Annotated in this window: 23 protein-coding genes; 10 read left to right on the top strand and 13 right to left on the bottom strand. The window is 73.9% G+C overall.

All coding sequences use genetic code 11. The features are described 5' to 3' along the window. Nucleotides 1–31 precede the first annotated feature (31 nt). Together FS793_RS04765 and FS793_RS04760 are read left to right on the top strand one after the other, a co-directional pair. Nucleotides 32–430 (top strand): VOC family protein, encoded by a 399-nt coding sequence (locus FS793_RS04765; protein ID WP_144719069.1) that lies wholly within the window; start codon nucleotides 32–34, stop codon nucleotides 428–430. Further along, nucleotides 427–819 (top strand): PPOX class F420-dependent oxidoreductase, encoded by a 393-nt coding sequence (locus FS793_RS04760; RefSeq protein WP_222123692.1) that lies wholly within the window; start codon nucleotides 427–429, stop codon nucleotides 817–819. Before FS793_RS04765 ends, FS793_RS04760 begins: the two co-directional genes overlap by 4 nt. A gap of 171 nt (nucleotides 820–990) precedes the next feature. Here the strand turns inward: FS793_RS04760 and FS793_RS04755 are convergent, their stop codons facing one another. Next, the gene (locus FS793_RS04755; RefSeq protein ID WP_144719068.1) at nucleotides 991–1,686 is read right to left on the bottom strand and encodes a DsbA family oxidoreductase; all 696 of its coding nucleotides are present in this window, start codon (nucleotides 1,684–1,686) and stop codon (nucleotides 991–993) included. Nucleotides 1,687–1,752: 66 nt separating this feature from the next. Then, the gene (locus FS793_RS04750; RefSeq protein WP_144719063.1) at nucleotides 1,753–2,814 is read right to left on the bottom strand and encodes a GNAT family N-acetyltransferase; all 1,062 of its coding nucleotides are present in this window, start codon (nucleotides 2,812–2,814) and stop codon (nucleotides 1,753–1,755) included. A gap of 85 nt (nucleotides 2,815–2,899) precedes the next feature. Here FS793_RS04750 and ychF point away from each other — a divergent pair, with 85 nt between their 5' ends. Beyond that, nucleotides 2,900–3,973 carry a redox-regulated ATPase YchF gene (gene ychF / locus FS793_RS04745; protein WP_144719061.1) on the top strand — a complete coding sequence of 358 codons (1,074 nt, stop codon included), beginning with the start codon at nucleotides 2,900–2,902 and terminating at the stop codon, nucleotides 3,971–3,973. Here the strand turns inward: ychF and FS793_RS04740 are convergent. Continuing rightward, entirely contained in the window at nucleotides 3,963–4,670 is a 708-nt protein-coding gene (locus tag FS793_RS04740) for an endonuclease III domain-containing protein (RefSeq protein WP_144719059.1), read from the bottom strand. The two genes, ychF and FS793_RS04740, sit on opposite strands and share 11 nt — an antisense overlap. Before the next feature lie 106 nt (nucleotides 4,671–4,776). Between FS793_RS04740 and FS793_RS04735 the strand changes: the two genes are divergently transcribed. After that, nucleotides 4,777–5,748, top strand: coding sequence for a zinc-binding dehydrogenase (locus tag FS793_RS04735; protein WP_144719057.1), 972 nt, complete (start codon nucleotides 4,777–4,779; stop codon nucleotides 5,746–5,748). A gap of 56 nt (nucleotides 5,749–5,804) precedes the next feature. Here FS793_RS04735 and FS793_RS04730 read toward each other — a convergent pair whose 3' ends face one another. Together FS793_RS04730 and FS793_RS16130 are read right to left on the bottom strand one after the other, a co-directional pair. Then, the gene (locus FS793_RS04730; RefSeq protein ID WP_260980019.1) at nucleotides 5,805–6,944 is read right to left on the bottom strand and encodes an AI-2E family transporter; all 1,140 of its coding nucleotides are present in this window, start codon (nucleotides 6,942–6,944) and stop codon (nucleotides 5,805–5,807) included. Between the two features lie 146 nt (nucleotides 6,945–7,090). Then, nucleotides 7,091–7,252: a hypothetical protein gene (locus tag FS793_RS16130; RefSeq protein WP_186329328.1), complete on the bottom strand. Its 162-nt coding sequence runs from the start codon at nucleotides 7,250–7,252 to the stop codon at nucleotides 7,091–7,093. Between the two features lie 155 nt (nucleotides 7,253–7,407). Here FS793_RS16130 and FS793_RS04725 point away from each other — a divergent pair, with 155 nt between their 5' ends. Further along, nucleotides 7,408–8,238 carry a DUF1206 domain-containing protein gene (locus tag FS793_RS04725; RefSeq protein WP_186329327.1) on the top strand — a complete coding sequence of 277 codons (831 nt, stop codon included), beginning with the start codon at nucleotides 7,408–7,410 and terminating at the stop codon, nucleotides 8,236–8,238. Nucleotides 8,239–8,370: 132 nt separating this feature from the next. After that, a complete protein-coding gene (locus FS793_RS04720) occupies nucleotides 8,371–10,914 on the top strand; it encodes an excinuclease ABC subunit UvrA (RefSeq protein WP_260980018.1) in 2,544 nt (847 codons plus the stop codon). Nucleotides 10,915–10,964: 50 nt separating this feature from the next. On the opposite strand, the gene FS793_RS16125 is transcribed toward FS793_RS04720, so the two are convergent. Further along, a complete protein-coding gene (locus FS793_RS16125; RefSeq protein ID WP_186329326.1) occupies nucleotides 10,965–11,105 on the bottom strand; it encodes a hypothetical protein in 141 nt (46 codons plus the stop codon). A gap of 462 nt (nucleotides 11,106–11,567) precedes the next feature. Here FS793_RS16125 and FS793_RS04715 point away from each other — a divergent pair, with 462 nt between their 5' ends. Continuing rightward, entirely contained in the window at nucleotides 11,568–12,167 is a 600-nt protein-coding gene (locus FS793_RS04715) for an IMPACT family protein (protein ID WP_144719053.1), read from the top strand. Nucleotides 12,168–12,171: 4 nt separating this feature from the next. Here FS793_RS04715 and arfB read toward each other — a convergent pair whose 3' ends face one another. Both arfB and FS793_RS04705 read right to left on the bottom strand, forming a co-directional pair. Further along, a complete protein-coding gene (gene arfB, locus FS793_RS04710; protein ID WP_144719051.1) occupies nucleotides 12,172–12,612 on the bottom strand; it encodes an alternative ribosome rescue aminoacyl-tRNA hydrolase ArfB in 441 nt (146 codons plus the stop codon). 55 nt (nucleotides 12,613–12,667) lie between these two features. Beyond that, the gene (locus tag FS793_RS04705; protein WP_144719049.1) at nucleotides 12,668–13,843 is read right to left on the bottom strand and encodes a N(5)-(carboxyethyl)ornithine synthase; all 1,176 of its coding nucleotides are present in this window, start codon (nucleotides 13,841–13,843) and stop codon (nucleotides 12,668–12,670) included. A 105-nt stretch (nucleotides 13,844–13,948) separates the two neighbouring features. Between FS793_RS04705 and FS793_RS04700 the strand changes: the two genes are divergently transcribed. Both FS793_RS04700 and FS793_RS04695 read left to right on the top strand, forming a co-directional pair. Beyond that, the gene (locus FS793_RS04700) at nucleotides 13,949–14,782 is read left to right on the top strand and encodes a peptidoglycan DD-metalloendopeptidase family protein (protein ID WP_186329325.1); all 834 of its coding nucleotides are present in this window, start codon (nucleotides 13,949–13,951) and stop codon (nucleotides 14,780–14,782) included. A gap of 56 nt (nucleotides 14,783–14,838) precedes the next feature. Next, on the top strand, nucleotides 14,839–15,060 hold the full coding sequence (locus FS793_RS04695) for a hypothetical protein (protein WP_144719045.1): 222 nt from the start codon (nucleotides 14,839–14,841) through the stop codon (nucleotides 15,058–15,060). 15 nt (nucleotides 15,061–15,075) lie between these two features. On the opposite strand, the gene FS793_RS16120 is transcribed toward FS793_RS04695, so the two are convergent. The 4 genes from FS793_RS16120 to FS793_RS04680 all read right to left on the bottom strand — a co-directional run bounded on the left by FS793_RS16120 (nucleotide 15,076) and on the right by FS793_RS04680 (nucleotide 17,056). After that, nucleotides 15,076–15,246, bottom strand: a complete 171-nt coding sequence (locus tag FS793_RS16120) for a hypothetical protein (RefSeq protein ID WP_186329324.1) — start codon at nucleotides 15,244–15,246, stop codon at nucleotides 15,076–15,078. Between the two features lie 62 nt (nucleotides 15,247–15,308). After that, entirely contained in the window at nucleotides 15,309–15,647 is a 339-nt protein-coding gene (locus FS793_RS04690) for a TraR/DksA family transcriptional regulator (protein ID WP_144719043.1), read from the bottom strand. Between the two features lie 40 nt (nucleotides 15,648–15,687). After that, the gene (locus FS793_RS04685) at nucleotides 15,688–16,479 is read right to left on the bottom strand and encodes a hypothetical protein (protein ID WP_144719041.1); all 792 of its coding nucleotides are present in this window, start codon (nucleotides 16,477–16,479) and stop codon (nucleotides 15,688–15,690) included. Next, nucleotides 16,472–17,056, bottom strand: a complete 585-nt coding sequence (locus tag FS793_RS04680; protein ID WP_186329323.1) for an RNA polymerase sigma factor — start codon at nucleotides 17,054–17,056, stop codon at nucleotides 16,472–16,474. Before FS793_RS04680 ends, FS793_RS04685 begins: the two co-directional genes overlap by 8 nt. A gap of 170 nt (nucleotides 17,057–17,226) precedes the next feature. Here FS793_RS04680 and FS793_RS16535 point away from each other — a divergent pair, with 170 nt between their 5' ends. Continuing rightward, nucleotides 17,227–18,453 (top strand): CHRD domain-containing protein, encoded by a 1,227-nt coding sequence (locus tag FS793_RS16535; protein WP_260980017.1) that lies wholly within the window; start codon nucleotides 17,227–17,229, stop codon nucleotides 18,451–18,453. 74 nt (nucleotides 18,454–18,527) lie between these two features. Here the strand turns inward: FS793_RS16535 and FS793_RS04670 are convergent, their stop codons facing one another. Then, complete coding sequence (locus FS793_RS04670; RefSeq protein ID WP_144719037.1) at nucleotides 18,528–18,878, bottom strand: hypothetical protein; 351 nt, start codon at nucleotides 18,876–18,878, stop codon at nucleotides 18,528–18,530. Nucleotides 18,879–18,909: the final 31 nt, after the last annotated feature.

Below are 18,909 nucleotides of genomic sequence, written 5' to 3'. Positions count from 1 at the left end.
TGCACGAGAGTCGAGCCAGGAGGTGGCTCCCATGCCCGACTACATCGAAGGCTTCAGCGGCTTCGCCGTGCCCGACATCGACGCCGCTGCGACGTTCTACCGCGACGTGCTCGGCCTCGTCGTCAAGGAGGAGCGCGGCATGCTCACGCTCGCGCTGCCCGGCGGCGGGCACGTGCTCGCCTACCCGAAGCCCGACCATGCGCCCGCCGCGTTCACGATCCTCAACCTCGTCGTGCCCGACCTGCCCGCCGCGATCGACGATCTCGTCGGCAGGGGCGCCGAGTTCCTGCGGTACGACGGGTTCCACCACGACGAGCGCGGCATCGTGCACGGCGGCGGTCGAGGTCCCGACATCGCGTGGACGACCGATCCGGCCGGCAACGTCATCGCCGTCATGGAGGGCTCGCAGGAGCCCGAGGGTGCGGCGTGAGCAGCATCCGCATCCCGGATCAGGCGGCCGACCTGCTCGACGAGCCCAACGTCGCGGCGCTCGCGACCATCGAGCCCGACGGCTCGCCGCAGGTGACGGCCGTGTGGGTGGGTCGCGACGGGGACACGCTGCTCATCCCCATGAAGCGTCACCTGCGCAAGACGCAGAACATCCGCCGCGACCATCGCGTGAGCCTGCTCATCACGTCGCGCGTCGACCCCGAGCACTTCCTCGAGGTGCGCGGCACGGTCGAGCTCGCCGACGACCCCACGTCGTCGCTCGCGACGCAGCTGGCCGTGAAGTACGACGGCGAGCCGCTGCCGCCCGACGACGAGGGGCACCTGCGCATGATCGCGCGCGTCACGCCGACGCGCGTGCGGGTGGGATAGCGCGTCGAATCCGCACGTGAGCAGGGCCTCGAGCGCAGGATGCGTCTGAGGTCTCGCTCACGTGCGGATTCGCGCGCGGGTCAGTCGAGGATGGTCGCGGGATGATGCGCAGCGGGCCGCAGAGGGAAGATCTCCCTCGGCGGCCCGCTGCGCGTCACATCGCGGCAGCGATCAGGCGCAGCCGTCGGGGCCGCACACCTCGCCGTCGGCGGCGCCGACGGTCTGCAGCGGCGTGCTCGCGGCGTACGCCTGCGTGAGGGCGTTGAGGAAGACCTCCGTCGGCTGCGCGCCCGAGACGCCGAACTTCCGGTCCAGCACGACCATCGGCACGCCCTGGATGCCGAGCGCACGAGCCTCGGCGATGTCCTGCTGCACGGCGGGGATGCGCGAGCCGGTCTGGAGCTCCTGCGTGATGGCGTCGGCGGGCACGCCCTCGGCGGATGCGACGCACTCGAGCATCCGCTCGTCGCCGATGTCGCGGCCCTGCTCGAAGTGGGCGGCGAGGAGCGCCTCCTTCACCTCGGACTGCACGCCGTGCTCCTTGGCGAGATGCAGGATCTGGTGCGCCTTCATGCTGTTGGCGACGACGAGCGCCTCGAAGTCGTAGGCGAGGCCGACGGTGCGGGCCTGCTGCGCGACGTGGGCGAACATCTGCTCGGCCTGCTCGACCGGGATGCCCTTGCGGCTGGCGAGGTACTCGGCCTCGGTGCCGTCGTAGTGCTCGGGGAGCGTGGGGTCGAGCTGGTACGACCGGTACGACACCTCGACGTCGTCGCGGTGGGGGAACTGCGCGAGCGCCTCCTCGAAGCGACGCTTGCCGATGTAGCACCAGGGGCACGCGATGTCGGACCAGATCTCAACCTGCATGCCGACAGTCAACTCGCGTCCACCTGCGAGCATTCCTCGCGATCCGATGTCGCAGGGCGTCCTCGATCAGGCGTCCTCGCCGGGCTCGACGGCGACGTCGGCGTGCCACGACTCCGTCTCGTGCGCCGTCGTCCAGCCCAGCGCGCGGTACAGGCCGTCGGCGCCCGTGGGGGAGTCGCGGTCGACCTCGAGCGCGACGTGCGCGCGGTCGCGATCGGCGGCATCCGCGACCACGGCTGCGAGCAGCGCCTTCGCCACGCCGCGGCCCCGCGCGCGGCGGTGCACGCCGATGTACTCGACGTACGTGCCGCGTGCACCGCTCGCGTCGGCCGCCATCGCCGAGGCGACGAGCGCGCCGCCCGGCAGCACGGCGCCGTCGTCCATCGCGACCTCCGCGATCCACCAGTGGTCCCAGCGGTGGCCCTGGTCCTCGCGGAGCCGGGCGATGAACTCGGGGAACGACTCGCGATAGGAGTTGAAGTGGTCAGCGAACGACTGCTCGAGCACGAGGTGCACGGCCTGCAGGTCGGCGGCGACGGGGATGCCGGATGCCGAGGTCGCGACGCGCCGCACCGTGACGCCCGGCCGCGGCTCGGGCGCGGGTGCGTCGGTGGGCGTCACGGGCCTCGACATCTGCAGCCAGGTGCGCACGTGCCGGTAGCCGGCGCGCTCGAGCCACCGGTGGCTGCGTGCGTCGGCGCTGTGGGCGCTCGCGTCGAGCTGCGTCCGCTCGACGCCGCGCAGCCGCGCGATGCCGATGGCCGCGTCCGCAGCCCAGGCGAGCATCGCGGCGGCCGCTGCGTCGGCGACGTCGGCGGCGACGCGGTCGGGACCCGCGACCTCGAGCGCGACGGTCGTGCGTCCGGCCGCGCGGTCGTGCACGGTCGCCCACGCTGCGGGCGCCTCGCCCTCGGGGCCGGCGACGAGCTGGCGTCTCGTCCACGAGCTCGGCCCCGCGACGAGCTCCTCGACGCGTGCCGTCTCGTGCGCGCGATCGGCCGGCGCGGGGCGGCCGGCTGCTGCGAGCGCGTCGTCGTGCAGACGCACGAGCGCATCGACGTCGCCGGGCTCCGGCGCTCGCGACGTCCAGTCGTCGGGCAGGGTCGGGGGACCGGGTGCGGCGCTCATCGCGCCATCCTCTCGCGCCGACCGCGGTCGGCGTCGAGGCGCGACTGGCCGGGCCGCCGCGGCACCGCCGGTAGGCTCGTTCCTCGTGGCACTCACGATCGGCATCGTCGGACTCCCCAACGTGGGCAAGTCGACCCTCTTCAACGCACTGACCAAGAACTCGGTGCTGGCGGCGAACTACCCGTTCGCCACCATCGAGCCCAACGTCGGCGTGGTGGAGCTGCCCGACCCGCGCCTCGAGCGCCTCGCCGAGATCCACGGATCCGCGAAGATCCTGCCCGCCACGGTGTCGTTCGTCGACATCGCAGGCATCGTCGCCGGCGCCAGCGAGGGCGAGGGCCTCGGCAACCAGTTCCTCGCGAACATCCGCGAGGCCGACGCGATCGCGCAGGTCGTGCGCGGCTTCGCCGATGGCGACGTCGTGCACGTCGCCGGTGCGGTGAACCCGGCGAGCGACCTCGAGACGATCAACACCGAGCTCGCGCTCGCCGACATGCAGACGCTCGAGAAGGCGATCACGCGCCTCGAGAAGGAGGTGCGCGGCAAGAAGGCGGACCCCGCCGTGCTCGCCGCCGCCCAGCAGGCGAAGGCCGTGCTCGACGCCGGCGAGCTGCTGTCGGCATCCGACGTCGACCTGACGCTGCTGCGCGAGTTCGGCCTCATGACCGCCAAGCCCATGCTGTTCGTGTTCAACGTCGACGAGGCGGTGCTCACCGACGACGCGCGCAAGGCCGAGCTCTCGGCGCTCGTCGCGCCCGCGAAGGCCGTGTTCCTCGACGCGAAGGTCGAGTCGGAGCTCGTCGACCTGGAGCCCGACGAGGCGCTCGAGCTGCTGCAGTCGCTCGGCCAGGACGAGTCGGGCCTCGACCAGCTCGCCCGCATCGGCTTCGACACGCTCGGCCTGCAGACCTACCTGACCGCGGGACCGAAGGAGTCGCGCGCCTGGACGATCCGCAAGGGATGGACCGCGCCGCAGGCGGCCGGCGTCATCCACACGGACTTCGAGAAGGGCTTCATCAAGGCTGAGGTCGTCTCGTTCGACGACCTCGACGCCGCCGGCACGATGGCCGACGCGAAGGCCAAGGGCCGCGTGCGCATCGAGGGCAAGGACTACACGATGGTCGACGGCGACGTGGTGGAGTTCCGCTTCAACGTCTGACCGAGGCGCCCATCGCCACGATCTCGCCGCGCAGCGACTCGACGAGCGACGCGTCTCGGGCGGCGAGCCTGCCGAACTCGTCGATGAGCGCGTGCAGCTCCTGCAGCTCGGTGACCGTGAGGTCGGTCTCGTCGACGAGCGGGGCGAGCCGGCGTCGTAGCGCCTCGTAGGGGCGCGGCAGCTCGAGCCCGAGCCCGCTGAGCAACCGCCACGCGTAGGCATCCGCGACGAACGCGGGCCGTTCGAACGCGTACAGGGCGATGACGTCGGCGGTCTCGGGGCCGACCCCCGTCACCTGCAGCAGCGAGGCGCGCAACGCCGCGTCGTCGTGATGCTCGAGCAGGCCGTGCTCGCCGCCCTCACGCACCGTCCACTGCGCGAGCGCGATGATCGCGCGGCCCTTCGCCATCATGAAGCCGCTGCGCCGCAGCATCGGCACGAGGTCCTCCGGCGACGCCGCGGCGAGGGCGGCGGCATCGAGCAGTCCCTTCTCACCCAGTCGACCGAGGCTGAGCGCGGCGTTCTCCCATCGGGTGTGCTGCACGAGCACGGCGCCGAGCATCATCTCGAACCGGGTCTCGGCGGGCCACCACCCCTGCGGGCCCATGCGGGCGAGCAACGCGTCGTGCAGCGCGCGCAGCAACGGGATGCGGGCGGGCGCGGGGCGGGCCGCCGGAGGTGCTGGAGTCGCAGGCATCGTCGTGTCGATCCTGGCATCCCCGCGCGCATGCTCTTTGCCGCGTCGAGGTCCAGCGCGGTCGTCGCAGCCTCGGCGCCGCGAGACTGGCGGCTAGGTTCGGTGCATGCGCGCCATCACCGTGACCGACGATCACCGCATGACGCTCGTCGAGGTCGACGAGCCGACGGCCGCGGCCGGCGAGGTGCTGGTCGACGTCGTCGCGGCCGGCGTCAACCGTGCCGACCTCGCGCAGGTCGCCGGCCACTACCCGCCGCCCGCAGGCGCCTCCGAGGTGCCGGGCCTCGAGGTGTCCGGCTACCGCCGCGACACCGGCGAGCCCGTCGTCGCGCTGCTCGCAGGCGGCGGCTACGCCGACGTCGTGGCCGTGCCGACGGCCCAGCTGCTGCCCGTGCCCCACGGCGTCGACCTCGTCGACGCGGCAGGCGTCATCGAGGTCGCGGCCACGGTCGTCTCGAACCTCGTGCTCGAGGGCGGCATGCGCATCGGAACGGCAGACGACGACGCCGAGGAGGCGCAGACGGTGCTGATCCACGGCGCGACCGGCGGCGTGGGCACCTTCGCGACGCAGTTCGCGGCCGCTGCCGGTGCCCGGGTGCTCGCGGTCGCGGGCTCCGCGGAGGGTGCCGAGCGCCTGCGCGGCCTCGGCGCGGCCGCCGCGTGGGATCGCCACGCCGTCGACCTCGTGCGGGCCGTCGGCGACGAGGGCGGCGCCGACATCGTGCTCGACGTGCTCGGCGGCGACGCGCTCGACGACAACGTGCGCATGCTGCGCGAGTTCGGTCGCGTCGTGGTGATCGGCACGATGCGCGGCTCCTCGGGCTCCCTCGACCTCGGCGCCCTCATGGCGAAGCGGGCGCGCATCATCGGCACGACGGTGCGCTCGCGGTCGGTCGCCGACAAGGGCCGCATCCTCGAGGCCGTGCAGCGGCTCGCATGGCCGCTGCTCGAGTCCGGCCGCATCGCCGTGCCCATCCACGCCCGCATGCCGCTCGCCGACGCGGCACGGGGTCACGCGATCCTGCGCGACGGCGGTCACTACGGGAAGGTCGTCCTGGAGGTCGCGCCTCCGCGATGACCCGACCCCGACGGCCCCGATGGATCCGTCGATCCGGACCCGGCGCGCGCCCGGCCTCAGACCTTCGCGTCCTGGATGGGCTTCAGCACCTTGCGGTAGATGATCAGCAGCGCAGCCGTGACGGGCACCGCGACGAGCGCGCCCAGCAGGCCGAGCAGCGTGCCGCCCACGAGGGCGCCGATGATGACGAGCACCCCGGGCACAGCGACCGTCTTGTTCATCACCCGCGGCGTGAGCAGGTACGCCTCGACCTGCATGTACACGAGGTAGACGACCGCGAACGCGATGCCGGCGAACGGGCTGATGGTCAGCGCGGCGAGCGACCCGACGACCCAGAAGAGCACGGTGCCGACGAGGGGGATGAGGGTCACGAAGAACGCGAGCGCCGCGAGCAGCGCCGCGAACGGCGAGCCCAGCGCGAGCAGCAGCAGGAACGAGGCGACGGCGTTCGCCGCGGCGAGCACCACCATGCCGCTCAGGAAGCCGCCCACGGAGCCCGCGACGTCCTCCGTGAGCTCGGCGACGCGCGGTCGGTCGCGGGCGGGCATCATGCCGACGAACGCGCGCTTCACGGTCGGCAGCGTCGCGAGGAAGTACAGGGTGAGCACCACCGCGATGAGCGTGTTCGACACCCCGGACACGATCGTCGCGCCGACGTCGAGGATGCCGCCGCCGATCTCCGCGAGGCGCTGCGGGTCGCCGAGGAAGTCCTGCGCCTGGGCCGTGATGTCGGAGATGCTCGTGCCGAACGTCTCCGTCGCCCAGTCGTAGACGGCGGAGTCGCGGAAGTCCTCGAACTCCGCAGGCAGTGCGCGCACGAATCGGCCGACCTGGTCGACGACGGTCGGCACGACGAGCGCGACGATGCCCGCCACGACGCCTGCGAAGGCCGCTGCCGTGATGAGCGTCGCCCATCCTCTGCGCATCCCGAGCCCGCACAGTCGCTGCACGACCGGGTCGAGCCCGAGCGCCAGGAACAGGCCGAGCGCGACGACGACGAGCACCGACGACAGCGACTGGGCGGCGATGCCGAGCAGGATCGCGAGGAGGCCGCCGATCGTGGCGAGGAAGCCGATCATGACGGGGTTCCGTCGTCGCGGTGCGTCGAGCGCCGCAGCGGCCTCGCGCGGCGACGCGTCGGGCGCGGCGGCCGTCGAGTCGCGAGTGGCGGCTGCGCGACGCAGCAGCCTCAGCACGAGGGCGCCCCTGCGCGGTCGAGGCAGCGCGCTCGGCACGCCCTGGCGGCCAGGGCCATCGATCGTCGCACCATCGTCTCCTCCGCGTCGGTCACCTGCCCATCCTCCTGGATGCGGCGACCGGCGCCCGACTGGCGGGCGATCCGCTACGTCGGCGAGGCGTACTCCTCAGGCTCGACGCCGTCGTCGCCGTCGCGCTCGGCCGGCGCGGACCCGTCGGTCACCGGCTCCTCCGTCTCGGGATCGGTGACGAAGTCGGGGTCGGCGCCGGTGGGATCGCCGATGCTGCCGCTGATGGTGTCGCTCATGCCCTCCACGATCCTCGGCCCGCGTCGTCTCCGCGACCCGTTGCGTCGCAGCACGGCAGCTGCGCGGGATGGGCCACGCGCCGCGTAGTCTCGGCCTTCGGCCGTCGCGCGATCGCTCGATCCCGCGCCGCAGCCGCCGACGGGGAAGGGTGGGGATGACCGCGGCACGCACGAGCGACACGTCCTCGGCGAGGGGTGCGCGCAGCATCCGCCGATTCCGTCGCGTCGCACGCTCGGGCTTCGCCCTCAACGGCCTCATCCACCTGCTGCTCGCCGGCATCGCCCTGCGCCTCGCGTTCGGCGACGCCGACGGCACCTCCGTCTCGCAGTCGGGGGTGCTGCACCAGCTCGCGAGCACGACGCTCGGCCGCGTGCTGCTGTGGGCGGCGGTCGTCGGGCTGCTGACCCTCGCCGCATGGCAGCTGACGCAGGCGCTCGTGCTCATCGATGCGCCGCGCCGACTCGTGCGGTGGGGGAGGCGCGTCGTCGAGGCCGCCAAGGGCGTCGTGTACCTCGCGCTCGGCGGCAGCGCGCTGCTCGTCGCGCTCGGTGCCACCGGCCCGAGCGGCGACGACGTCGCGCGCATCGCCGACGCGCTGCTGCGCACGCAGACGGGCGTCCTCATCCTGCTCGCGATCGGGCTCACCGTGCTCGGCTTCGGCATCGGCTTCGCGAGCATCGGCATCCGCGGCACCTTCACGAAGCTCATCCGCGTGCCCACGGGCGCCTGGCGACGGCTCGTGCTCGTGCTCGGCACGATCGGCTACGTCGCGAAGGGCGTCGCGCTCGGCATCGTCGGCGTCGTCGTGGTGACGGCGGTCGTGACCGGCGACACGCATCGCGCCACCGGGCTCGACGGCGCGCTGCGCTCGCTGCTCGACGTGCCGCTGGGCGTCGTGCTGCTCGTGCTCATCGCCGTCGGGCTCGCGACCTTCGGCGCCTTCCTGCTCGCGCGCACGCGCCTGGCGCTGCTCGAGCCGAGCTAGCCATCGGCGCCGCGCGAGCGTGCGCAGCCTACGCCGTCGCTCGCCGCGGAACCGGTGGGCGGCGGCGGCTGTCAGGCTGGAGGTGGCGTGCCGGCCACGAGCCGACCGCCGCGACGAGGGGCGAGGGACACCGTGGAGCAGCAGGCGCGACGCAGGACCGTCCCCGACCACGTCGCGGTGCGCGGCGCCAGGACGCACAACCTCGTCGACGTCGCCGTCGACATCCCGCGCGACGCGGTGGTCGTGTTCACGGGCGTCTCCGGGTCCGGCAAGAGCTCGCTCGCCTTCGGCACGATCTACGCGGAGTCGCAGCGCCGCTACTTCGAGTCGGTCGCGCCCTACGCCAGGCGCCTCATGAGCCAGGCGAGCGTGCCCGACGTCGACGGCATCGAGGGGCTGCCCCCGGCCGTCGCGCTGCCGCAGCAGCGGTCGGCGGGCAGCGCGAGGTCCACGGTCGGCAGCGCGACGACGATCGGCAACGTCGTGCGCATGCTGCTGTCGCGCGTCGGCACCTATCCCGAGGGCGCGCCGATGCTGCTCGCCGAGGACTTCTCGGCGAACACGGTGCAGGGCGCATGCCCCACCTGCCACGGCATCGGCCGGGTCTACGACGTGCCCGAGTCGCGCATGGTGCCCGACGACGCCCTCACGATCGCCGAGGGGGCGCTCGCCGCCTGGCCGACGGCCTGGCACGGGCAGCAGCTGCGCGACAGCCTCGTCTCGCTTGGCTACGACCCCGACGTGCCGTGGCGCGACATCCCGGCCGAGCGGCGCGAGTGGGCGCTCCACACGCAGGAGACGCCGCAGGTGCCCGTCTACCGCGGCCTCACGCCGCGGCAGGTGTGGGCTGCGGTCGAGGCAGGCGACGAGCCGTCGTACATGAGCTCGTTCGTCGGCGTGCGCCGCTACGTGCTCGACACCTTCGCGGGGTCGAAGAGCGCGCGGATGCGCGAGAAGGCGGCGGGCTTCATGGTGAGCGTGGTCTGCCCCGAGTGCGGCGGGCGGCGTCTGCGACAGGAGGCGCTCGCGGTCTCGTTCGAGGGCCACGACATCACGCAGATCGCCGCGATGCCCCTCGACGACGTCGCCGGGCTCGTGGAGCGAGCGCTCGACCCCGACTGGACGCCGTCGGACGAGCGCGGCCCGATGGCGCCCGAGCGCCGGCTCGCGGCGCAGCGGCTGGCGGGGGAGGCGCTCGCGCGCATCGCGCCGATCGTCGACCTCGGCCTCGGCTACCTGTCGCTCGACCGGGCGACGCCCACGCTCTCGTCGGGCGAGCTGCAGCGCATGCGGCTCGCGACCCAGGTGCTCTCGCGCCTCTTCGGCGTCGTCTACGTGCTCGACGAGCCCTCGGCCGGCCTCCACCCCGCCGACACCGAGGCGCTGCTCGGCATCCTCGCCGGCCTGCGCGACGCCGGCAACTCGGTCTTCACCGTCGAGCACTCGCTCGACGTGATCCGCGCGGCCGACTGGATCGTCGACATCGGCCCCGGTGCCGGCTCGGCCGGTGGCAGGGTCGTGTACTCGGGGCCGCTCGACGGGCTGCACGACGTCGAGGAGTCGGTCACGCGTCGCTACCTCGTCGGCGACGCCGAGGCGCCATCGCCCCGGACCCGGCGGACCGCGACCGAGCATCTCGAGCTCGTCGACGTGCACCGGCACACCGTGCGCGGCCTGTCGGTCGACATCCCGCTCGGCGCGCTCACCGCCGTCACCGGCGTCTCCGGCTCCGGCAAGTCGTCGCTCGTGACGCAGGCGATCCCCGACCTGCTCGGTGCCGACGACGAGGACGAGGCCGATGCGGAGGAGGGTGGCGACCTCATCCTCGGGCCGCCACCGTCGTCGACGACGGGGCGTGCGACGGGTCCGGAGGGGCGGCTGCGGCGCGTCGTGCAGGTGAGCCAGCGCCCCATCGGTCGCACGCCGCGATCCAACGTCGCGACCTACACGGGGCTGTTCGACCGCGTCCGCACGCTGTTCGCCGCGACGCCGGAGGCTCGCAGGCGGCGCTACGGCGCCGGACGCTTCTCGTTCAATCGGCCCGAGGGTCGCTGCTCGACCTGCAAGGGCGAGGGCACGATGGAGGTCGAGCTGCTGTTCCTGCCGACGGTGCACGCGCCGTGCTCGGCGTGCGGTGGCACCCGCTACGACCCCGAGACCCTCGAGGTCCAGCTCGACGGACGGTCGATCGCCGACGTGCTCGCGCTGAGCGTCGTCGACGCGCGCGCGGCGTTCGACGATCCCGAGGTGGTACGGCACCTCGATGCGCTGCTCGACGTCGGCCTCGGCTACGTCGCCCTCGGGCAGCCGGCGACCGAGCTGTCGGGCGGCGAGGCGCAGCGTGTGAAGCTCGCAGCCGAGCTGCGTCGCGCTCCCAGCGGCGACACGCTCTACCTGCTCGACGAGCCGACGTCGGGCCTGCATCCGGCCGACGCCGATCGCCTGCTCGAGCACCTGCAGCGGCTCGTGGACGGCGGCAACACCGTGATCCTCGTCGAGCACGACATGCGCGTCGTGGCCCAGGCGGACTGGGTGATCGACCTCGGGCCGGGCGCCGGCGAGGCGGGCGGCACCGTCGTCGCCGAGGGCGTGCCCGAGCACGTCGCGACGTCGACGACGAGCGCGACGGCGCCGTATCTCGCCGCTGCCCTCCGCCGGGGTCGCGCGTCCGGCTGAGAGGCTCCGCCACCCGCCCTCATCGGTGCGGAGGGCGTCAGTCGAATCGGCTAGCCGGAGGGGTTCTCGACCGGAGCGTCGTCGTCGTCGGTCCCGGTCTCGGGATCGATGGTCTCGGGATCCGGCAGCGACGCGTCGTCGGCTGCGGCGCGGGCAGCGCTGGGCGTGCGGCCATCGTCGTCGCGGCTCATGCTGCGCTCCCGGTGCCGGGGCGCTGCGCCTCGAGCACGCGGACGATGGCGTCCGCGCTCGGCTCGGCGAGGCCTGCGCGGCCGACGAGGAACGCGCGCACGGGCGCGGGGTCGCCCGCGCGCCACTGGACGTACGCGTCCTCGGCCTCGGCCGCCCCAGCGCGGGCGTCAGTTGTAGCCCGGGATGCAGATCGTCTCGGTGGGCGGCTCCGCGCCGACCGTCAGCGGGCCGGTGCGGGTGTCGAGCAGGGCGTCGAGCTGGTCGAGGTCCATCGGCATGCATCCATTCCTTCGCGTTCGCGCTCCGTGGTCGTGCGCCGAGTCTGCAGGGCGGCGGCACGCCAAGCCTCCAGCCTCCCCGGCGAGTCTCGGTCGACCACCCGATGCGCCTGTGGACCACCTAGGAACGTCGCGACCCTCCGGTAGCGTCGCAGCGGGGAGCCGTCCCCGTCCGAGCCCGCCATGCCATCCAGCCTCCTCGCCGCCGCCGACAGCGAGCTCGTCGTCAAGCGCAGCCGCTTCCTCGGGCGCATCGAGCCCGTCGCCGGGCGCGACGAGGCCGTGCGGATCGTCGCCGAGCTGCGGGCGCAGCATCCGGATGCGGCGCACGTGTGCTGGGCGCTCGTCGCCGGTGGCGAGTCGGCGGCGGTCGACGATGGCGAGCCGTCGGGCACGGCCGCGCGGCCGATGATGGACGTGCTGCGGCACAACGACCTCGAGGGCGTCCTCGCCACCGTCGTGCGGTACTACGGCGGCATCAAGCTGGGCGCGGGCGGCCTGGTGCGCGCGTACTCGACGGCGGTGTCGACGGCGCTGCAGCAGGCGACGCTCGTGCCGATGCGGCGCACGGTCGATCTCGCCGTGACGGTGCCCTACGCGCTCGAGGGCGCGGTGCGGCGCGAGCTGGACGCGTGCGACGCGACGCTCGGCGGCGTCGAGCACGGCGCCGACGTCACCATCGCCTTCACGATCGACGAGGAGGCTGCGCCCGTGATCACCGCGAGCATCGACGACCTCGCGCAGGGCGGAGCCATCTGGGGGAGTCAGCAGGCGAGGGACTGAGACGCTAGTCCAACGTCGGTCGGCCGCGACCGCGCTTCGTCTCGGAACGCTGCCGCTTCTCCTCGAGCCTGCGGCGCTGGGAGCCCCTCGTCGGCCGCGTCGCTCGCCGAGGCGTCGCGGGCATGATCGCCTCGCGCAGCAGCGTCGCGAGGCGCTCGCGCGCGGCGACGCGGTTCTGGCGCTGCGACCGCTGCTCGGCGGCCGCGATCGTGAGCACCGTGCCCGCCAGTCGCGGTGCGAGCCGCGCGAGGGCGCGGGCTCGCTGCGTGTCGGTGAGCGCCTCCGTCGTGGCGAGGTCGATCGAGAGCTGCACGCGCGAGTCGGTCGTGTTCACGCCCTGCCCGCCCGGGCCGGACGCGTGGGAGAACTGCTCGCGCAGCTCGGCCGAGGCGATGCGCAGGCCGTGCGGTGCGCCCGGGCCGGGCGGCACGTGCAGATCGTCCATGGTTCGAGCATGCACCACGCGCGCCGCGGCCCGCCGGCGCGCACCGTGCGGTCCGCTAGACGGCGCCGACGAGCTCGTGCGGGTAGGCGGCTCGGCGCCCCTGGAAGTCGAGGATGCTGGGGTTCACGACCACGCCGTCGCGGATCTCGATCGCCCGCGCGATCGTGCGATCCTCCGCCCACCCCTCCGGACCCTCGAGCACCGTGCGCAGGAACGGCAGCAGCGCCTCGCTGATCTCCCACGTCGCCGAGCTCCACAGGTACGACGGGCTGTGGTCGACCGCGTAGTAGTGCACGCCGTGGCCGACGGTGAGCATCGGTGCATCGAACGTCGTGGGCGTCGCCCACTCGAACCCCATGCCCTCGTCGCACGACACGTCGACGATGAGGCTGCCGGGCGCGAATCCCGCGAGATCCTCGGTGCGCAGGTAGGTGAGGGGTGCGGCGACGTCCTGCAGCGTGCAGTGCACGACGATGTCGTGCGACGCGAGGAACTCGGGCAGCAGCACCTGCCCGTCGGGCGTCAGCACCGAGCTGCGATGCAGCGGGCCGTCGTCGGCGTGCAGCTGCACGATGTTCGCGGCGTGGATGGGCGAGCTCACCGCCGCGATCTCGCGCTGCGTCAGCACCTGCACGTCGTGCACGCCGCTCGCGCGCAGGGCCGTGACCGCCCCGCGAGCCGTCGCGCCGAAGCCGATCACGACGGCGCTGAGGCGCGGGCCGTAGTCGCCTGTCGCGCCGACGAGCTGCATGGCGTGCAGCACCGAGCAGTAGCCGGCGAGCTCGTTGTTCTTGTGGAACACGTGCAGGCCGAACTCGCCGCGCCGAGTCCAGTGCTGCATCGCCTCGAACGCGATGAGCGTGAGCCTGCGGTCGATCGCCGTCTGCGTCACCACGGCGTCCTGCACGCAGTGCGGCCAGCCCCACAGCACGCGGCCCTCGGGCAGCGCGGCGACGTCGGCGGCCTGCGGCTTCGGCAGCAGCAGCACGTCGGCGGCCTCGAGCACCTCGGCGCGCGTGCCCATGCGGCCGACGCGCGACGCGACGTGGTCGTCGGCGAGCTGGAAGTCCGCGCCGTAGCCGTGCTCGACGATCATGGCCGCGCGCACGTCGGCGTCGATGCGGTCGAGATGCTGCGGGTGGATGGGCAGCCGCCGCTCGTGCTCCATCGACGACGTCGCGAGCAGCCCGAGGGTGCGCAGGGCGGAGGCGGATCGGGTCGAGCCGGGCATCCGGGCTCCCATCGTCGGGGAACCTCGTGGACCAGCTCCTGTCTGCAGCGTACGCCCGAGGGCGTCGGTGGGCGGCCGGTCAGGTGCGGCTGGGATGCTCGGCGCATGGCGATGCTGTGCGCGCGGTGGAGGATGGCGATCCAGACGATGGGCGCCATCGTCGCGGCGCTCGCGATCGTGGGGATCGCGCTCGACGTGCTCGGCATCGGCCCCGACCTCGGGTTCGGGGGTGCCGCCCTGGCCATCGCGGCCGTGGCGCTGCTCGCGATCGCGTACGCCATGACGCTCGCCGCGCCGGCCGCGGGCGGCGAGCCGCTCGAGCTCGACAGCCCCGTCGCGGGGGCGTGGATGGCGATCAACTCGCCGACGTCGACGGTGCCGAGCCATGGCACGCACGGCTACGGGCAGACGTACGCCGTCGATCTCGTCGCGGTGCCCGAGGGCGTCGAGCGCCCGGTGTTCGGCCAGGCGGGCGGGGCGTTCCTGCGGCCGGAGCGGTTCCCCGCGTTCGGCGAGCCGGTGCACGCGCCCGCCGCCGGCGAGGTCGTCCGCGTGGTCGACGACATCCGCGACCACCGCAGCCGCTCGTCGTGGCTCGGCTTCGCGTGGTTCGTGCTCGAGTCGATCCCGCGCGAGCTGCGTGGCGCGCGCGGCATGCTCGGCAACCACGTCGTGCTGCGGCTCGGCGATGGCACGCACTTCGCCATCGCCCACCTCCGACGGGGCAGCGCGGTCGTTCACGTGGGCGACTTCGTGGTCGCGGGAGCCGTGCTCGCCGCCTGCGGCAACTCGGGGAGCTCGACCGAGCCGCACGTGCACTGCCAGCGGCAGGACGTCGTGAGCACGTCGCGCGCGCTCGGGCTGCCCTGGACCATCCGCGGCACCGGCATCCCTGCGAACGAGCAGACGGCGGACCTCGCGCCCGCGTCGTCTCGCTGACGGCGGGGGACGGGGACGCGGTCGGCGCCACCGTCGCGACCTGTCATGCTTCGCAGATGGGCGACCACTACGACACACGCGAGCAGGCAGTCGAGGCGCTCCACCGGCAGCTCGCCCGTCTGGGCTTCGACCACGCACGCATCGACCTGACCGCGCTGGAGTCGGAGGTGCTGCGCACCGACGTGCGACGCCCGGCTCGCACGCCGGGGTGGACGTTCGACCCGACGCGCGGCGAGCCGCTGCGCCGCGTCGCCGATCGGCACCGGCACCGACGCTGACGCGCGCCGCGCGGCTCAGTCGCCTCGGCCCTCGCGATCGTCCTCGCGCATCGCCTCGAGGTCGGGCATGATGCCCTGGGCTCGCAGCGCCTCGGCGCGCTCGTCGACCGCGGCATCCTCGGCGCCGCCGAGTCGCGCGTCGTCGGGGTCGTGCTCGGGCTCGGTCGGTCGTGCATCGGTGGACATGCGACGACCGTAGGGGAGTCGCGACGCCCTGCGCGCGGGGTGGACAGGCAGCGGATGCGCCCTCACGAGGCGCATGCGACGCACGTGCGCGCATGCGGACGCGCCGCGAGCCGACCCGCGGGGATCACGGCACCGCAGCGCACGCACGTCGGCACCTCGCCACGTGCGGCGGCACCGGCGGCGGCATCCAGCTCGGCGAGCGTGCGGACCGCCGCCTCGCGCAGCCCCTCGAGTCGCGACCACTCCTCCGACAGCGGCACGCCGTCGGGGTCGTGCTCGTCGTCGTCGGACTCGCCCGACCGCAGCGCGCGCAGGTCGACGAGCTGCTGCTCGAGCGACGCGAGTCGCTCGGCCGCCGCGACGCGCACGGCGGCGATGCGCTCGGCGTGCGTCGGCTCCATCACGGCAGCGAACCACGCACCGCCGACATCCGTCGACCCGTCAGACGTCGACGACGTCGGCGTGCGCGATCTCCGCACCCGACGCGGCGCGGATCTCGACGGCGGCGACGTCCTCGCGCAGCACCGCCGCGTTGAGGCGGCAGTCGATCGTCACGTCGCTGCCGAGCATCGCGCCCGACGCGTACTCCGTGCCGTCCTCGCCCACGACCACGACCGTGAAGGCCTCGCCCGTCGGCAGGCCGTCGATCGTCAGCACCGTCTCCGTGCCCCACGTGTGCGCCACGAGCGCCCCGGTGATCGCGAGCCCGGCGGGGGCGTCGACGAATGCGACGTCCTCGACGGCGCCGAGCGTGCCGGGCGGGCCCTGCACGACGGGCACGGGGCGCTCGCCGAACGCCGCGGCGCCGATGCCGACCCCGATCGCGAGGCACGCGGCAGCACCCGCAGCGAGCGGGAGCAGCAGGCGGCGCCGACGGCGACGGGCATCGAGCGACGCGGGCGCAGCCGCCGTGGCCGGCGCGGGAGCACCGCCGAGCCCTGCGTCATGCACGCTCGAGACGACCGGCGCGGGCGCTGCCGGCGCAGGCACGGGCGCGCCGTCCGCCTCCGCGTCGGCGATCCGCGCCGCGAGCTCGTCGGACGGCTGCACGTCGTCCCAGGCGTCCACGCCCTCGAGGCGCGCGACGAGCGCCTCCATCTCGGCGCGCTCGGCGACCATGTCGGGATGCGCGGCGTCGAGCGCCGCGAGCTCGGCCTCCTCGGCGGCCGTCAGATCGCCGGCGAGGGCTGCGGCGACGAGCTCGGCGTGCCGGTCTGCGGTGTCGTCATGCATCGGTCGTGTCCACCTCGTCCAGGATGCCGCGCAGCGCGCGGAGTGCGTAGAAGACGCGCGTGCGCAGCGTGCCCACGGCGACGCCCGTCGCGGCTGCGTGCTCGGCGTACGAGACGCCGTGCAGGTGGATGGCCACGATGGCCTCCCGCTGCGGCGCGCTCAGTCGCGCGAGCGCCTCGACCATGCCGAGCCGCTCGAGCGGGTCGGTCGTCTCGGCGATCGGCTCGGGATGCTCGTCGTGCGGCACGAGCCGCGGCGTGCGAGCGCGGGCGCGGTGCACGTCGATGACGACGCGGCGCGCGATCGCGAACAGCCACGTGCGCTCGCTGCCGCGCGCGCCGTCGAACGACGCCCGCGCACGCCACGCGCGCAGGAACGTCTCCTGCACGCAGTCCTCGGCGAGCGGGCGATCCTGCAGCGCGTTCACGGCGAAGCCGAGCAGCGCGCCGCCATGCGCCGCGAACGCCTCGCGGGCGTCGAACCCGGCGCCGGCAGCAGCGTCCGCGGGCACGGCGTCGGCGGGTCGCTCGCGCATGCGCCCCCATCCGACCGTCCGTCGCGGCATCGCGATCGTCATCGCCGCCTCCTCACAGGGTGCCACGCCGTGCAGCACGTCCGCAGGGGGATACGACGCGCGCACCGCGCGCGTTCACGACGGATCCGAGATCGCGATGAACGCATGCGCATCCGCCGTCGTATCCCCTCGCGAGGGCCGCATCCGGCGGCCCCGAGTCGAGGGAGCACGGCATGTCCGACCGCAGACCCATCCGCGCGATCGCGATCGGCGGCATCGCCGCCGCCGCGCTCGCCATGACGACGCCCGTCGTGGCGCAGGCGGCGACCGACGTCGACGAGCCGAGCGAGTTCACGAGCGCGTTCGTCGTCACCGCGACGCCCGCGACCGTCATCGCGAACGACGGTACGCCCACGCCCGGCCAGGAGGGCGCGACGGGCAGGTTCGAGTACCGCGTCAACGCCGACGAGGAGATCATCTGCTTCGCGATCCGCCTCACGGGCGTCACGGGCGACTACCAGAGCCCCGCGCTCACGGCGACGCACATCCACGAGGCCGAGGCGGGGCAGCCCGGTCCGCCGCGCATCGCCTTCCCCGACCCGGTCGACGATGGCACGGGCGTGCGCGTGAGCGAGGGATGCCTGCAGGGCCCGTTCGAGACCGGCGTGCTCGACCACGCGGGCGTCGACACCGGCGAGGGCTTCTCGCTCGCCGAGCTCGAGGCGAACCCCGCTGGCTTCACGAGCGACTCGCACACGGTCGACTTCCCCGCGGGCGTCGTGCGCGGCCAGCTCGCGCAGGGCGCGCTCGAGGTCGCGGAGCCCGATGCGTTCACGAGCGCGTTCTCGGTCTCCGCGACGCCGGATGCGGTGATCGCGAACGACGGCACGGCCGCGCCGGGCGAGCCCGGTGCGACGGGCGACTTCCAGTTCCGCGTCAACGCCGACGAGGAGATCATCTGCTACGCCATCACCCTCACGGGCGTGACCGGCGACTACCAGAGCCCCGCGATCACGGCGACGCACATCCACGAGGCCGCCGAGGGCGCCTCGGGTCCGCCGCGCATCGCCTTCCCGAACCCCGAGGGCTCGGGCGACACGCGCACGAGCGAGGGCTGCCTGCAGGGCCCCTTCGCCACGGGCGTGCTGAGCCCCGAGGGCGTCGACACCGGCACGGGCTTCTCGCTCGCGCAGATCGAGGCCGATCCGGCCGGCTTCACCGGCGACTCGCACACGGTCGACTTCGTGCCGGGCGTCGTGCGGGGTCAGCTCGCCGAAGTGGACCTCGAGGAGGCGGCGCCCGCGCCGTCCGAGGCCGAGGACGCGCTCGACGAGGCTGCCGGTGCCGACGCCGACGCCGCCGGTGCGCCGATCGGGATCATCGTTGCGATCGTCGCGGCGCTCGCCGCGATCGCGGCGATCGTGATCGTCGTCATCCGCCGCAGGGGTGCGCGCGGCTGACGCACGACGCGTCGAGTCGGGGGGAGTCCGCCGCGAGGCGGGCTCCCTCGTGCGTTCGCGGAGGCTCGGAGGGGTCAGGCGCCGCAGCGCCGCCGGATCGCCCGTTCGGCGCCGGCGCTCGGCCGCACCCGTCGCGGCTCCCGCGGCAGATGCAGCACCTCGGCGAGGTGCCCGGCCACGGCGGCGGTGGCGACGGCATCGTGCTCGACGCTCGCCAGGCGCACGGGCAGGGAGCGGACGAGACGCTCGAGATCCTCGCGGGCCGCCGGGTCGACGTCATCGTCGTCGAGCGCTCGCGAGAGCAGCTCCACAGCGTCCCAGAGCCCTGCGAGGGCGTACGCGACGGCCTTGTCGGGGTCGCGCTCCGCACGCATGCGCCCCATCGAGCGCTCGCGGATCTCGCGAACGGTCAGCCGGGTGCTCATCGGAATACCTCCTGCGACATAGGGTTTTCCG

Source organism: Agrococcus jejuensis, assembly GCF_007679035.1.
Taxonomy (GTDB): domain Bacteria; phylum Actinomycetota; class Actinomycetes; order Actinomycetales; family Microbacteriaceae; genus Agrococcus; species Agrococcus jejuensis_A.
The sequence above is the reverse complement of the archived record's forward strand: the minus strand, read 5'-3'. Positions and strand labels throughout refer to the sequence as shown.